This window comes from Massilia sp. S19_KUP03_FR1, assembly GCF_036688685.1.
Taxonomy (GTDB): Bacteria; Pseudomonadota; Gammaproteobacteria; order Burkholderiales; family Burkholderiaceae_D; genus JALYUM01.
In genome coordinates, this window is sequence record NZ_JAQQPS010000012.1 from 134,955 (window position 1) to 149,175 (window position 14,221).

Annotated in this window: 12 protein-coding genes; 1 reads left to right on the forward strand and 11 read right to left on the reverse strand. The window is 63.0% G+C overall.

Annotation, left to right across the window (positions count from 1 at the left end):
- Window positions 1-59: 59 nt before the first annotated feature.
- The 8 genes from V6M87_RS15005 to V6M87_RS15040 all read right to left on the reverse strand — a co-directional run bounded on the left by V6M87_RS15005 (window position 60) and on the right by V6M87_RS15040 (window position 11,430).
- Window positions 60-740, reverse strand: coding sequence for a response regulator (locus tag V6M87_RS15005; protein ID WP_332877451.1), 681 nt, complete (start codon window positions 738-740; stop codon window positions 60-62).
- 21 nt (window positions 741-761) lie between these two features.
- Window positions 762-2,693, reverse strand: coding sequence for a type IV pili methyl-accepting chemotaxis transducer N-terminal domain-containing protein (locus tag V6M87_RS15010; RefSeq protein WP_332877452.1), 1,932 nt, complete (start codon window positions 2,691-2,693; stop codon window positions 762-764).
- Window positions 2,694-2,818: 125 nt separating this feature from the next.
- Window positions 2,819-3,793 (reverse strand): GTP 3',8-cyclase MoaA, encoded by a 975-nt coding sequence (gene moaA / locus V6M87_RS15015; RefSeq protein WP_332877453.1) that lies wholly within the window; start codon window positions 3,791-3,793, stop codon window positions 2,819-2,821.
- A 220-nt stretch (window positions 3,794-4,013) separates the two neighbouring features.
- Window positions 4,014-4,760 (reverse strand): peptidylprolyl isomerase, encoded by a 747-nt coding sequence (locus V6M87_RS15020; protein ID WP_332877454.1) that lies wholly within the window; start codon window positions 4,758-4,760, stop codon window positions 4,014-4,016.
- An 18-nt stretch (window positions 4,761-4,778) separates the two neighbouring features.
- The gene (narI, locus tag V6M87_RS15025) at window positions 4,779-5,462 is read right to left on the reverse strand and encodes a respiratory nitrate reductase subunit gamma (RefSeq protein WP_332877455.1); all 684 of its coding nucleotides are present in this window, start codon (window positions 5,460-5,462) and stop codon (window positions 4,779-4,781) included.
- Window positions 5,463-5,472: 10 nt separating this feature from the next.
- Entirely contained in the window at window positions 5,473-6,132 is a 660-nt protein-coding gene (narJ, locus tag V6M87_RS15030) for a nitrate reductase molybdenum cofactor assembly chaperone (protein WP_332877456.1), read from the reverse strand.
- Between the two features lie 22 nt (window positions 6,133-6,154).
- Entirely contained in the window at window positions 6,155-7,711 is a 1,557-nt protein-coding gene (narH, locus tag V6M87_RS15035) for a nitrate reductase subunit beta (protein WP_332877457.1), read from the reverse strand.
- Window positions 7,708-11,430: a nitrate reductase subunit alpha gene (locus V6M87_RS15040; RefSeq protein WP_332877458.1), complete on the reverse strand. Its 3,723-nt coding sequence runs from the start codon at window positions 11,428-11,430 to the stop codon at window positions 7,708-7,710. The genes narH and V6M87_RS15040 overlap by 4 nt, the downstream gene beginning before the upstream one ends.
- Window positions 11,431-11,735: 305 nt before the next feature.
- Here V6M87_RS15040 and V6M87_RS15045 point away from each other — a divergent pair, with 305 nt between their 5' ends.
- Window positions 11,736-12,119 (forward strand): hypothetical protein, encoded by a 384-nt coding sequence (locus V6M87_RS15045; protein WP_332877459.1) that lies wholly within the window; start codon window positions 11,736-11,738, stop codon window positions 12,117-12,119.
- A gap of 118 nt (window positions 12,120-12,237) precedes the next feature.
- Here V6M87_RS15045 and V6M87_RS15050 read toward each other — a convergent pair whose 3' ends face one another.
- Genes V6M87_RS15050 through V6M87_RS15060 form a run of 3 tightly spaced genes read right to left on the reverse strand, consistent with a single transcriptional unit; the run spans window position 12,238 to window position 14,220 of the window.
- Window positions 12,238-12,795 carry a chlorite dismutase family protein gene (locus V6M87_RS15050; protein WP_332877460.1) on the reverse strand — a complete coding sequence of 186 codons (558 nt, stop codon included), beginning with the start codon at window positions 12,793-12,795 and terminating at the stop codon, window positions 12,238-12,240.
- A 31-nt stretch (window positions 12,796-12,826) separates the two neighbouring features.
- Window positions 12,827-13,510 carry a carbonic anhydrase gene (locus V6M87_RS15055; protein ID WP_332877461.1) on the reverse strand — a complete coding sequence of 228 codons (684 nt, stop codon included), beginning with the start codon at window positions 13,508-13,510 and terminating at the stop codon, window positions 12,827-12,829.
- Window positions 13,511-13,539: 29 nt separating this feature from the next.
- Window positions 13,540-14,220, reverse strand: a complete 681-nt coding sequence (locus tag V6M87_RS15060) for a Crp/Fnr family transcriptional regulator (RefSeq protein ID WP_442920593.1) — start codon at window positions 14,218-14,220, stop codon at window positions 13,540-13,542.
- Between the last annotated feature and the right edge of the window lies 1 nt (window position 14,221).

Here is a 14,221-nt window from a genome sequence, read left to right on the forward strand (position 1 = left end):
CGCCGCGGGTGGGAAACCGGTGCGCGTTTGCCGTGATGCGTAGCAAGAATGGCCCGCGGTCAGCGGACACTGTTACCCAGGATGCCGTTTTCGACGGCAAAGACGGCCGCCTGCACCCGGCTGGTCAGCTTGAGTTTCTTGAGGACGTTCTGCACGTGGATTTTGACGGTGCTTTCGGCCAGGTCGAGCGTGCGCGCAATCGCCTTGTTGCTTTCGCCGCGCGCCAGGCAGCCGATGATGTCGCGCTCGCGCGGCGTCAGCTTGTCCAGTTCGGATGCAGCCGACGGCGCGCCGCCATGCAGCTGGGCCACCAGTTTCGCCGTCATCGCCTCCGCGACCACCGTCTCGCCCGCGGCAGCGCGGCGGATGGCGCGGGTCAGGAATTCGGTATCGATATTCTTGAGCAGGTAACCCGTGGCGCCGGCGATCAGCGCGGCTGACAGGTCGAGTGCATCCTCCGACACGGTCAGCATCACCACGGCGCTGTCGGGACAGTCCTGCAGCAGCAGATGCAGCGTTTCGAGGCCCGACATGCCGGGCATGTGCAGGTCGAGCAGGATCACCTGCGGCTGCAGCTGCAAGGCGCGCTTGATGCCGTCGACGCCATCGGCCGCCTCGCCCACCACCACGAACTCGGGATTGCGTTGCAATAAGGAGCGTATGCCGCTGCGAAACAGGGTGTGGTCGTCGATCAGTAACACGCTGATTGCGTTCGAAACCTTGGTAGGGAGATTGTCCATGGGGTGCGCATTCCTTGTTATTCAGGCGGCACGGCGCAGCGCGCCTGCCAGTTGCAACTCGACGCGGGTACCCGCGCCGGGCGCGGAGTCGACTGTCAGGACCGCTTCCAGGCGGCGCGCGCGCTCGCCCATGATGTGGATCCCGATATGGCCGTCGCCCTCGCCGCCCGCCAGCGCGGGCACGAAGCCCTTGCCGTCATCTTCGATGGTCAACAGGAAATCGTGGTCGTCGCGCAGGCGTACCCACACGTGCTGCGCGGCGGCGTGCTTGCGCACGTTCGACAGCGCTTCCTGCACGATGAACAACAGTTGCAGTTGCTGTTCGCGCGGGAACGGTGCGCCATCGGTGTCGGCCACCAGTGTGATGTCGATCCCGGTCTGGCGCCGGAACTTTTCCACGGCCACCTCGAGCGACTGGACAAAATTTCCCTCTTGCAGGCGCGTGCGGTAATTCTGCAGCAGTTCACGGACATCCTGGTAACTCTCTTCCACGCCGATGCGCAGCGCCGGCACGATGGTGGCGACGTCGTCGTACTGGCGCTGCGCCAGCGACTGCTCCAGCATCTGCACCTGCAAATTGAGGTAGTTGAGGCTTTGCGCGATGCTGTCGTGCAGCCCTTGCGCCACCAGGTTGCGCTCTTCGGAGATGGCCATTTCGCGCTCGCGCTCGGCCAGGCGCTGGTTTTCGATGGCCGTGCCCAGTAACTGTCCCAGCGTTTCGAGCAACGCCGTCTGGCCGGCATTCAAGGTCGTCGCCTGGCGGAAATGCAGGTTGAAAAAACCCAGGTGCTGGCTCTGCGCAAAAATGTGAAAGACCGACACGGTGACGAACCCCGCACGCTGGCACGTCAGGCGCTGCGTTTCGGGCATGCGGCGCATGTCGTGCACGACCGAGATTTTTTTCAGTGCCGCGTCGCCACACAGGCAATCGCCCACCTTGAGGCAGTGGTCGGCCGCCAGCAGCTCCGGCGACAGGCCCTGGTGGCACATCATGTGCAGGATGCCGCGGGTCGGGTCGAGCACCCGCACCGAGCCGCCTTCGGCGTGGAAAAAAGTGCGGATCCGCGTGAGGAAGCCGGAACACAGCGATTCGGCCGATTGCGCCTGTTGCAGGAACGACGCACTCTCAAACAGCAGTGCCAGCTCGCGGTTGCGGCCCTCCAGCGCCACGGTCTTGGTTTCGACCAGCTGTTCAAGGTTGCCGTACAGTTCGTGCAAGCGGTCCGCCATCAGGTTGAAGTCCTGTGCCAGCCGCCCGAACTCGTCCTTGCTGTCGACCGGCAGGCGTACCGAAAAATCCTGCTTGCGCATGCGTTCGATGGCCACTTGCAGCCGCTGTACCGGCGCGATGATCATATTGAACAATGTGTAGGTAATCCCCACTGTGCCCAGCAATGCCAGCGCCAGCAGGAGCAATTGCGAGCCGCGCAGCCAGAGCGCGCTCGATTCGGCGTCCTGTTCGATCAGCGCGACCAGCACGTCGAGCTGCCCGACGAACCGGTCGATATCGCCTTCCAGCCTGTCAGTGCCGGGGCCGCGGCCGGCCAGCGTGGCCAGCACCTGCGGGCGCAACTGGCCGCGCCAATGCGCGCCAGCCAGGTCGAGGCCACCGCGAATTGCCCCGCCCGACGGCAACAGCAGCGGCCGCTGCGGATCGCCGCGGCGCAGCAGCGCCAGCGTGTCGTCGAGGCGCTTGATTTGCGCCCGCAGCTGTTCCTGGCGCGCGCCATCGACAGCAGTCGCCGGCCGGTCGACGAGCAGCATGCCCAGACGATAGCTGTCCATGCGCAGGCTGCCCGTGACATTGATGGCGGCCGCGCTGCCCTGCAACTCCCATGACAGCAGCAACGTGGTGCCGATAACGGCCAGCGCCATGAACAGATACCCGAGCAGCAGGCCGACAATGCGGGTCGACAGTTTCTGCCACATCGAGATGACGAGGGGGGTCAGCACGGCGCACCTGCACGCGGGCTTGGCGGTACGCGACCTGGCTCAGCGTGAGGCATGAAGACTCCAGAGGGAAAGTTTGAAAATACGTGCAACCGAGTATACACGCCGGATTCAAAGACACATGGACGTCACCCGCCCGTCTGCGACATGAAACGGATGATCTTGTCGGGCTGACGGGTAAAGTCGTGCTGCTCGGGCTTGCGTTCGATGGCCACGCGGATCGCCTGTTCCAGGTCGGCGTCGCTGGCGCCCGCGCGCAGCAACGGGCGCAGTTCGTATTTTTCTTCCTGACCCAGGCACATGTAGAGCGTGCCATCCACGGCCAGGCGCACGCGGTTGCAGCTGGCGCAAAAATGCTGCGACATGGGGGTGATGAAGCCGATGCTGGTGTGGCCGTCGGGCGTGGACAGGTAGCGCGCAGGACCGCCACCCAGTGTGGCAGTTTGCGGCTGCAGGCCGAATTTGACGCGCAGTCGGTCGTATTCGCCATGCAGCGGCAAATAGGCGCTGTCCTGCCCGGTGGAGCCCATCGGCATCACCTCGATCAAACGCAGTATGAAGTGCTGCTCGATGCAAAAAGCTGCCATGGCGTCGATTTCGTGGTCGTTCACGCCGCGCATGGCCACCATATTGATTTTGATGGGATCGAAGCCCGCCGCCTTCCCTGCCGCCAGCCCTTGCAGGATCGATGGCAGGCTGTCGCGGCCGGTGATGCGGGCCATGCCAGCGTGGTCGAGCGAGTCGAGGCTGACGTTGATGCGCGCCACACCGGCTGCCTTGAGGGCCGTTGCGTGGCGCGCCAGCATGGTGGCGTTCGTCGAGATCGACAAGTCTTCCAGGCCCGGCAAGGCGGCCAGGCGCCCTGCCAGTTGCGGCAGGTGGCGCCGGGTCAGCGGCTCGCCGCCGGTCAGGCGCACGCGCCGCGTTCCCAGGCGCGCAAACGCGGCCACGACCCGCTCGATTTCGTCGAACGTGAGCCAGTCGGCAGGTTCTTCGAAGCCTTTGAATTCGGGCGGCATGCAGTAGGTGCAGCGCAAATCACAACGGTCGGTAACCGATACCCGCAAGTAGTCGAAGGACCGACCAAACCGGTCGCGTAACATCGCGCTCTCCTGGTGGCATGGGGGAAGTTGATTGTAGCGATGCCCGGCGCGCGTGGCACTAGGCATGACGACTTAGTCACTTTGGGCAAATGGACAGGCATCGCGCGGCATCACTGCCCGGACAACAACCCGGCGATCCGTTTTTCGAGGCTGCCAGCGCGGTAAGGCGTGGCATCTGCTCAACACTGCTGCACGAACGACCAGCGCCACCCCGCCGGCGCTACTGCACCAGCGGCGTAGCGGCGCCTTCCAGCTCGACGCCCTCGATACCGGCGCGCCCCACCAGGATGTGCAGGTACTGGTGCAAAGCGCGCTGCCACGACTGGCGCCGCAGCGCGTCGGCCACCTGCATGTGCACCGCGTCGAACGGCACCTGCTTGCCCTCCACCGTGCGCTCGGCCTGCACGATGTGCAGGCCGAAGCGGGTTTCCAGCAGGCGGCCCGACAACTCCCCCGGCTGCAAACGGAACAGCAGGTCTTCGAACTCGGGCACGCACTGGCCCCGGGCCAGCTGGCCCAGGCTGCCGCCGACTGCCCCGGACGGGCAGTTCGAATACTCGCGCGCCAGCGCGTCGAAGCGCTCGGGACGCACGCGCAGTTCGTCGAGGATCAGCTCGGCCGTGTCGCGCAACAATTCCAAAGGCGCCGATGCCGTCACCTGGAACAGGATGTGGCGCGCCTCAACCATGGCGCCGCTGGAAAAGCGCGCCAGCTGGCTTTGGTAATAGCGCAGGCAGGCGGCCGCATCCGGTTCCGGAACCAGCACTTCCTGCGCGAACAACGCTTCGATGCGCACGTCCTCATCAGGCTGCTCGAAGCCCAGCCGCGCCGCTTCCTGCAACAACACCTGGCGCAGCACCAGTTCGTGCACGGCCTGCTTGAGCGGATTGGCCGCGCCCTGGTGGTGCGGCAATTCGCGTTCGATGGTGGCGTCGCTCAGTTCGACGCCGTTGACAGCAATGCTCATGGTGTTCTCCTGATCTGATTAACGCGCGCGCACGAGTTGCCATGCGCGGCCCAGGTAGCCGAGGGCGCCGAAGCCGCTCCACACGTGCACCAGGCGGGTGAACGGGAAGATGACGAACAGCGACATGCCCATGAACAGGTGCAGCTTGAACACCAGCGGCGCGTCGATGACGAACCCGGCAGCGTCGCCGCGGAACGTCAGCACGTGCTGGGCCCAGGTCATCAGCAGCACCATCATGTGGCCGTCCATGTGCGACGCCGATGCGAAGATCGACGACAGGCCCAGCAGCAGCGTGGCCAGGATCCAGAACAGCACGACCTTGTCCTTGAAGGTGGTGACTTTCATCAGGCGGTCGCTCGAGAAGCGGCGTGCCAGCAGCAGCACCAGGCCGACCAGCGTCAGCAGGCCCATGAAGCCGCCGGCCACCATCGCGACCATCTGCTTGGTGCCGTGTTCGACGCCGAGGAAGTCCCACACCGCAACTGGCGTCAGCAGGCCCACCACATGGCCGCCGAACAGGCCGAGAATGCCGATGTGGAACAGCGGGCTGGCCAGGCGCAGCATGCCCGTGTGCAGGGTCTGGCTCGATTCGGATTTCCACGTGTATTGCTCACGGTCGAAACGGATCAGGCTGCCCAGCAGGAACACGGCCAGCGCGATGTAGGGATAGATTCCAAACAGGAATTGATTCAGATAGTTCATGTCAGCTCCTTCAAGTGCGCTGCGCGGCAGCGGCCTTGGGATAGAAATTGATCGGTTGCGTGATCGACCGCGCGCCCGCCATGGTTTTGAGCAACGGCTCGACGCCGTCGGCGCCGGGGCCGAAGGTTTCCAGCGCCTCGTCCATGTCGCGCACCGGCGGCTCGGACAACACCTCTGCCACCACCGGGCTCATCGTTTCAAGCAGGGCGAACACGCAGGCGTACGGGCTGCCATTGGCCGCCAGCTTGCGGCCGATGTGCGCCAGCACGTGGATCGCGTCGCCCAGCAGGCGCCGCGCTTCTTGCTCGTCCTGCTGGCCGATGAATTCGAGGAACAGCGGCACGAAGTCGGGCAAATCATTGCCGACCATTTGCAAACCGTGCCGGCTGTATTCGGCCAGCAGGTCGACCATGGCCTGGCCGCGGTCGCGCGATTCGCCGTGGATGTGCTCGAACAGGTGCAGCGAGTGCGATGGATTGCGGTCGAACGTCATCACATACTGCTGCTGCAGGTCGATCAACGGCGTGGTGGCCAGATGCACGAACAGTGCGCCCAGTTGCGTCAGCGCGCCCTCGTGTGTGGTGAGGCAGGTCCCGAGTTCCGGCAGGGCTTCCACCAGGTCCTGCTCGGGATACTGCAGCAGGGCCGATAATACTTGATAGGTTTTCATCATTTATCCTTAGTGGCGACGCTCAGGCATCGTGGTTGTCCGGCTTCTTGCGCGACTTCGGCATGGCCATGAAAATCGCCGAACCCTGCTTCTTCTTGCCGAACAAACTCGGCTCGCTGACGCCGTCCGAACAGCCGTTGCCGAAACTGAAACCACAACTGCCCTTCTCGTTGAAACTGTCTTCCGCCATTTCCTTGTGGCTGCTCGGAATAACGAAACGGTCTTCGTAATTCGCAATCGCCATGATGTGGTACATGTCTTCGACAGTGGCCTGGTCCAGGCCCACTTGCTCCAGCACTTCCAGGTTGACAACCTTCTCGACACTCTTGCTGCGCATGTAGGCACGCATGGCCAGCATCCGGTCGAGCGCCTTGATGATTGGCGGCTGGTCGCCGGCGGTGAGCAGGTTGGCCAGGTACTGCACGGGAATCCTCAGGCTCTGCGTGTCGGGCAGGATGCCGTTGCGGCCCATGCGGCCCGATTCGGCAGCGGCCTGGATCGGCGACAGCGGCGGGATGTACCAGACCATTGGCAAGGTGCGGTATTCCGGATGCAGCGGGAACGCCACTTTCCATTGCACGGCCATCTTGTAGACCGGCGAGCGCCTGGCCGATTCCAGCCAGCTGTCGGGAATGCCTTGCAGGCGCGCTTCGGCAATGATGGCCGGATCGTGCGGGTCGAGGAACAGGCCCAGCTGCGACGGATACAGGTCGCGCGGGTCAGCCACCGATGCGGCCGCTTCGATCTTGTCGGCGTCGTACAGCAGCACGCCCAGGTAACGGATGCGGCCGACACAGGTTTCCGAACACACCGTCGGCTGGCCCGCTTCGATGCGCGGATAGCAGAAGGTGCATTTCTCGGCCTTGCCGGACGACCAGTTGTAATAAATCTTCTTGTACGGGCAACCGGAGATGCACATGCGCCAGCCGCGGCACTTGTCCTGGTCGATCAGCACGATGCCGTCGTCTTCGCGCTTGTAGACCGAGCCGGATGGGCACGACGCCACGCAGGTCGGGTTCAGGCAATGCTCGCACAGGCGCGGCAAATACATCATGAAGGTGTTTTCGAACGTGCCGTACATCTCCTTCTGCATGTTGTCGAACAGCTTGTCCTGGCTGCGCTTGGCGAACTCGCCGCCCAGGTCGTCTTCCCAGTTCGGGCCCCATTCGATCTTTTCCATCTTCTTGCCGGTCAACACCGAGATCGGCCGCGCCGTCGGCGGCGTTTCCGACAGCGGCGCGTTCTGCAGGCGCTCGTAGTCGTAGGTGAACGGCTCGTAGTATTCGTCGATCTGCGGCAGGTTCGGGTTGGCGAAGATGTTCGCCAGAATTTTCAGCCGGCTGCCCTGGCGTGGCTCGAGCTTGCCGGCCGCGGTGCGGGTCCAGCCGCCCTTCCATTTATCCTGGTTTTCCCACTGCTTCGGATAACCGATGCCGGGCTTGGTTTCGACGTTGTTGAACCAGGCGTACTCGACGCCGTCGCGGCTGGTCCAGACGTTCTTGCAAGTGACCGAACAAGTGTGGCAGCCGATGCACTTGTCCAGGTTCAGGACCATCCCGATTTGCGCTCTGATTTTCATTCTTTGCTCCTTGATGGTGGCAGGCCCGCCAGCGGGTCCAACGGGCCTTCCAGCCAGTCGACTTTGTTCATCTTGCGTACCAGGACAAATTCATCCCGGTTCGAGCCGACCGTGCCGTAATAGTTGAAGCCGTACGACAGCTGGGCATAGCCGCCAATCATGTGGGTCGGCTTGGTCACGGTCCGGGTCACCGAATTGTGAATACCGCCGCGTTTGCCCGAGATCTCCGCGCCAGGGACATTGATGATCTTTTCCTGGGCGTGGTACATCATCGTCATGCCTTCGGGTACGCGCTGACTGACCACGGCACGGGCCGTCAGGGTGCCGTTCACGTTGAACACCTCGAGCCAGTCGTTGTCGACGATGCCGGCAGCCTTGGCGTCGACCTCCGACAACCACACGTGCGGTCCGCCACGCGACAGCGTGAGCATGCGCAGGTTGTCCGAGTAGGTCGAGTGGATGCCCCACTTCTGGTGCGGCGTGATGAAGTTCAGCGCGATCTCCATGTTGCCGTTCGGCTTGGCGCCCAGCATGGCCGCGGTCGTTTTCGTGTCGATGGCCGGCTTGTAGACGCACAGGCCCTCGCCAAAGTCACGCATCCAGCGGTGATCCTGGTAGAACTGCTGGCGGCCGGTCAGGGTGCGCCATGGGATCATTTCGTGCACGTTGGTGTAGCAGGCGTTGTAGCTGACTTCTTCCGATTCCAGGCCCGACCAGGTCGGTGACGAAATGATCTTGCGCGGCTGGGCCTGCACATCGCGGAAGCGGATCGTATCGTGCTCGCGTGGCAGCGCCAGGTGGGTATGGTCGCGCCCCGTCATTGTCGACAGCGCCGCCCAGGCTTTCACCGCCACGTGGCCATTGGTTTCCGGCGCCAGCGACAGGATCATTTCGCAGGCATCGATCGCCGTGTCGAGGCGCGGCTGCCCTTTCGAGATGCCTTCTTCCAGCACCACGCGGTTCACGCCGCGCAGGACATCGACTTCGTGGCCGGTTTGCCACGCAATGCCCTTGCCACCGTTGCCGACCGATTCGAGCAGCGGGCCGACCGACGTGAATTTCTTGTAGATCTGGGTGTAGTCGCGCTCGACCACCGTCATGCTCGGCATGGTCTTGCCGGGAATCGGCTCGCACTCGCCGGCGCGCCAGTCTTTCGGGTCGAACGGCTGGCCCAGTTCACCCGGGGTGTCGTGCAGCAGAGGCGTGAGCACCAGGTCTTGCTGGGTGCCCAGCAGCTGGCCGCCGATCTCAGTGAATTTCTCGGCGATGCCCTTGTAAATATCCCAGTCGGAACGCGACTGCCACAATGGCTGCACCGCTTCGGACAAGGGGTGGATGAATGGGTGCATGTCGGACGTGTTCAGGTCGTCCTTCTCGTACCAGGTGGCGGTTGGCAGCACGATGTCGCCATACAGGCAGGTGGTGGACATGCGGAAGTCCAGCACCACCAGCAAATCGAGCTTGCCTTCAGCGGCGGGACGGATTTTGACGTCGCGCGGCTTGATGCAATCGTCTTCGTTGCTCATCAAGGCATTCTGGGTGCCGAGCAGGTATTTCAGGAAGTATTCGTGGCCCTTGCCGGAGCTGCCCAGGATATTCGAGCGCCAGACGAACATATTGCGCGGGAAGTTGGCCGGGTTGTCCGGGTCGTCGCAGGAAAATTCGAGCTTGCCGGCCTTGATCTGTTGGAGTGCATAGTCGGCGGGCAGCATGCCGGCGGCGATGGCATCGCGTGCCACATCCAGCGGATTGGTCTGCAACTGCGGCGCCGACGGCAGCCAGCCCATGCGTTCAGCCTTGGCGTTGTAGTCGAGCAGGCTCATCGGTGCGACGTCAGCGCCGGCCAGCGGCGACGAAATCTCTTCCGTGTGCAGCTTTTCATGGCGCCACTGGCTGGTGTGGGCGTAGAAGAACGAGGTGCCGTTCATCTGGCGCATCGGGCGGTTCCAGTCGAGCGCAAAGGCGAGCGGGGTCCAGCCGGTTTGCGGACGCAGTTTTTCCTGGCCGACGTAATGGGCCCAGCCGCCGCCGGACTGGCCGACGCAACCGCACATCATGAGCATGTTGATGATGCCGCGGTACGTCATGTCCATGTGGTACCAGTGGTTCAGCGCGGCACCGACGATGACCATGCTCTTGCCCTCGGTCTGGTCGGCGTTCTGGGCGAACTGACGGGCCACGGTAATCACATCGGCCGCTTTCACGCCGGTGTGCTTGAACTGCCATGCCGGCGTGTACGGAACGTCGTCGTCGTAGCTGGTGGCGACGTTGCCGCCACCCAGGCCCCGGTCGATGCCGTAGTTGGCCATGGTCAGGTCGAACACGGTGGCGACCAGCACGCTGCTGCCGTCGGCCAGCGTCACGCGCCTGGCCGGTACGTTACGCAGCAGCATGTCGCTGGCGTCATGGCCGCCGAAGTATGGGAAGCCGACCGCGACGATGTCGTCATGGGCGCCGATGAGTGACAGTTGGGGATCGACCGGGCGGTTGTTGCCGCCTTCCTTCATTTCGAGGTTCCACTTGCCGGTCTCGCCCCAGCGGAAGCCGATGGAGCCGGCCGGCGCCACGATGTCGCCGCTGGTTTCATCGATGACCAGGGTTTTCCAGTCCGGATTGTTGGTCTCGTCGAGGTTGTTGGCCAGGTGCGACGCGCGCAGAAAATACTCGGGCGCCAGGAAGCCGTTCTGCTCCTTGAGCAACACCAGCATCGGGAAATCGGTGAACTGCTTGGCGTAGCCCTTGAAATACTGCGACTGGCTGGCAGTGTGGAATTCCTTGAGGATGACGTGGCCCATGGCCATGGCCAATGCGGCGTCGGTGCCCTGCTTCGGCGCGAGCCAGATGTCGCCGAACTTGGCCATTTCGCCGAAGTCGGACGAGACGGCCACGGTTTTGGTGCCCTTGTAGCGCACTTCGGTATAGAAGTGGGCGTCCGGGGTGCGCGTCATTGGCACGTTCGAGCCCCATACCATCAGGTAGGTCGAGTTGTACCAGTCGGCCGATTCCGGCACGTCGGTCTGTTCGCCCCACACCTGCGGGCTCGCTGGCGGCAAGTCGCAGTACCAGTCATAGAAACTGAGGGCGACGCCGCCGATCAGCGACAGGTAGCGCGTGCCGGCGGCGTAGCTGACCATCGACATGGCGGGAATCGGCGAGAAGCCGACGATGCGGTCGGGACCGTATTTCTTGATCGTCAGCGCGTTGGCGGCAGCGATGATCTCGTTGCTTTCGTCCCAGGTGGCGCGCACAAAGCCGCCCAGGCCGCGAATCGCCTTGTACTGGGCGGCGCGCTCCGGGTCCTGGCTGATGTAGTCCCAGGCCGTGACCGGGTCCATGGTTTTCCGTGCTTCGCGCCACATTTCCATCAGGCGACCGCGCACCATCGGGTACTTGACGCGCTGCGCCGAATACACGTACCAGGAATAGCTGGCGCCGCGCGGACAGCCGCGCGGTTCGTGGTTGGGCAGGTCGGGACGGGTGCGCGGGTAGTCGGTCTGCTGGGTTTCCCACGTAATCAAACCGTTCTTGACATACACCTTCCAGCTGCACGAGCCGGTGCAATTGACGCCGTGCGTCGAGCGCACGATCTTGTCATGCTGCCAGCGCTGGCGATAGGCGTTTTCCCAGGTGCGGTCTTCGTTGACGACGGCGCCATGGCCGCCGGAAAAAGTCGACGTGGTCTTGTTGAAGAACTTCAGTCGATCCAAAAAGTGACTCATGCTGCCTCCTCGCCAGCGCCCGATGCGGCGCCAGGAAATGAACTCGGTTCCACGCAAGCTGCATGGACCGCCGATTGACAGCAGTCTACGGAGCGCAGGCCTTACGGGGTATCGGCATGAAGTGGGCGCGGCCGGGCGAGAAGGACTAGGGGGTTTAGATCATTGTGACTAGAACTAGTCCTGCGCCGCCAAAGGGACTAGCCGCCTAGTCACAGCCACCGATAGGCAGCAATGGCCCGCCGCGCTATAACAGTCATGGTGCCGTCATGTTGTCGCGCGCGTTGTAGAACCATGGAGAGTCAAGAATGAATATCGACAGTTTCGAAGGGCTGCTCATTGCCGCTGCGCTGCAGGAGGAGCCGCAACAAGTGTTGCTGGCCTTTGCCGTCGCGGAAGCGGAACCGGGACCGGTGCGCGCCGCGGCACGCCAGACGCTGGTGCCGGTCATGTGCGTGGCCAAACAGGTAGGCGAACTCGACACGTTCGCCAACCTCAAGGAGGAAGCCGCCAGAATGGGCGCACACTGGGATATGGTGCTGGTCAGCACGCTCGGTGGCAGCGCCGGGCAGCTGCCTGCCAGCGCGCGGGTCGACGCGGCGCTGCAGCAGATGATCGGCCTGATCCAGGCCGGCGACATGGATCGTTTCGTCGCCTTCGACCGCAGTGGCGACATGTTGCGGCACGCCTGATGGCGTGCATGGGCGGATCACCAAAAATATCGGCAAGTGACGGTGCGCTGATGCGCACGTTATCGCTGCGTGCCGACTGCCGCTAACGCCCATCAGCGGTCGAACGAGGATTGCGCTCTCACACCTCGCGCACGAGGCGGATATCGACTTCTCTGTCAACGTACTGCCATTCCTCTGTTGCACGTAGTTCGGAAAGCAATGCGTTAAACTCAGCCTCATGGCTTGGCGCAAACTCGAACCAGTTAAGAAAATCGAATGGTTCATGTTCAGACAGGTCGCGGCAATGGTGAAGCTTGCGTGCGATTGCAGGCAAAAAGTTGAGCCCGATCTGGATGTGCTTGGACGTTTCGAAAATGCGCCGGCGCTCGTCTTGCGTGAATGCCCACCAGGCTGCGTTTTTTCGGAGCGGTATCAACGCCGCGCACGTTGCTTCCGGGCGCGCCAGGCCTTGCTGCTTCGCCACAATTTTATCCTTCTCTTCGCGCATGACATACCGTTCATTGCTTGTTATGCCGCGCAGTAACCAGCCCGCATCGGTTTCTGGCTGCAACTCTGCGGCAGATATCACGTTGAGCCTTGCCGCTTCAGGCAGTGACTTGCCAACGATGGTTTCCGTTCCAACGATCCGCCAAAGACCAGTGTCTCCGCCGATGAATGCAAATAATCGCGTTTCCATACAAATTTCCTTCATATGAGTTTGTTAACTTTTACAGCATCAAAGCATAGCGGCCGAGCGGCGCATCGCGCCCTGGCTCCAGTGGGCACACCAGTGGCAAAAATCGCTGCTGCCTGGCGGAATACGCCATCAGCGCACCGGCTTCGATATCGAAATACCAGCCGTGCAATTTCACCAGGCCCTGCTCCACGCGGCGCTTGAGCCACGGATACGTCAGCAGGTTGTCCAGCGAATGCAGTATGCTGGCCAGTTCGCAGGCGTGATGCTGTTCGGCGCTGTTGCGGTGGGCCAGTTCGCGCATGACCTGGCGCGCCACCGGCTCGGCGATCCGCATCCACTGGCCGACGAAATCGGTCTCGGCCACGGGCGTGCGCGGCCCCATCAACGCGCGGATGCCGCCGCAGTGGGAATGGCCCAGCACGATCACACGCGCCACCTCCAGGTTGCAGATGGCAAATTCAATGGCCGAACTGACACCCGGTGGCGCGTGCGGGGTACACGGCGGCACCAGGTTGGCGATGTTGCGCACCACGAACAGCTCGCCCGGCGCACTGCCGGTCAGCAGCATCGGATCGACGCGCGCGTCGCAGCAACCGATCACCAGCGTCGAAGGCCGCTGGCCCACGCGCAAATTGTCCGGCAGGGTCTGCGGATCGCTGAAGTACTGCTGCTGAAAGCGGGTAAAGCCGTGGACGAATTTTTCAATGTCCTGCATCGAGGAGCTCCTTTGCGTGTGAGGGCAGATCAACCGGCGCAGCGGCGCAATGCACCATTGTCGAGAATGCTGACGGTGCGGCCGCAGAAGGCAATCATCTTGCGGGTACTGAGGTCGGCCAGGATGCGCGAAAAGTGTTCAGGCGTGAGGTTCAGGCGCGACGCCACGACCGCTTTCGCCACGGGTAAGGTGATCGTCGTGGCATCGTCGTCGCCGATATCCTTGAGCAGGTAGGCCGCCACCCGCTGGGTGCCGGTGCGCAGCGATATCGATTCCACGTCGCACATCAGCGCATGCATGCGCTGGCTCAGGCCGGCGAGCATCTTGCGTGCGAAGCCGGGGTCGTCGTTGATCTCGCGGAAGATGACCGGTTTGGCCACGTGCAGCAGCATGCTGTCTTCCACGGCCTGGGCGGTGACGATGTAGTCGCGCTCCATGAACATCAATGCCTCGCCAAAGCTTTGTCCGGGCCCGATCAGCTCCATGACTTTTTCAGCGCCGCCGGCGGAGATGAACGACAACTTGATCCGGCCGTACAGCACCACGTGAACGCCGGCACACACGTCGCCACGGCGAAAAACGATCGTGCCGCGCTCGACCTGCAACGTGGTGGCGCCGAGCGCGATGCGGGCCAGTTCGTCCGGCAGCATCGAATTGAACAGCGGTACCTTCGACAAAAAAGATGCCACCCTGATCCTGGAATGCGCCATG

Bases quoted from the DNA above. Each gene is read 5' to 3' on its own strand.
- narI (WP_332877455.1), bottom strand. From the start codon at position 5,462: ATGAACTATCTGAATCAATTCCTGTTTGGAATCTATCCCTACATCGCG.
- V6M87_RS15005 (WP_332877451.1), bottom strand. From the start codon at position 740: ATGGACAATCTCCCTACCAAGGTTTCGAACGCAATCAGCGTGTTACTG.
- moaA (WP_332877453.1), bottom strand. From the start codon at position 3,793: ATGTTACGCGACCGGTTTGGTCGGTCCTTCGACTACTTGCGGGTATCG.
- V6M87_RS15060 (WP_442920593.1), bottom strand. From the start codon at position 14,220: ATGGCGCATTCCAGGATCAGGGTGGCATCTTTTTTGTCGAAGGTACCG.
- V6M87_RS15045 (WP_332877459.1), top strand. From the start codon at position 11,736: ATGAATATCGACAGTTTCGAAGGGCTGCTCATTGCCGCTGCGCTGCAG.
- V6M87_RS15055 (WP_332877461.1), bottom strand. From the start codon at position 13,510: ATGCAGGACATTGAAAAATTCGTCCACGGCTTTACCCGCTTTCAGCAG.
- V6M87_RS15020 (WP_332877454.1), bottom strand. From the start codon at position 4,760: ATGAGCATTGCTGTCAACGGCGTCGAACTGAGCGACGCCACCATCGAA.
- narH (WP_332877457.1), bottom strand. From the start codon at position 7,711: ATGAAAATCAGAGCGCAAATCGGGATGGTCCTGAACCTGGACAAGTGC.
- V6M87_RS15050 (WP_332877460.1), bottom strand. From the start codon at position 12,795: ATGGAAACGCGATTATTTGCATTCATCGGCGGAGACACTGGTCTTTGG.
- V6M87_RS15040 (WP_332877458.1), bottom strand. From the start codon at position 11,430: ATGAGTCACTTTTTGGATCGACTGAAGTTCTTCAACAAGACCACGTCG.
- narJ (WP_332877456.1), bottom strand. From the start codon at position 6,132: ATGAAAACCTATCAAGTATTATCGGCCCTGCTGCAGTATCCCGAGCAG.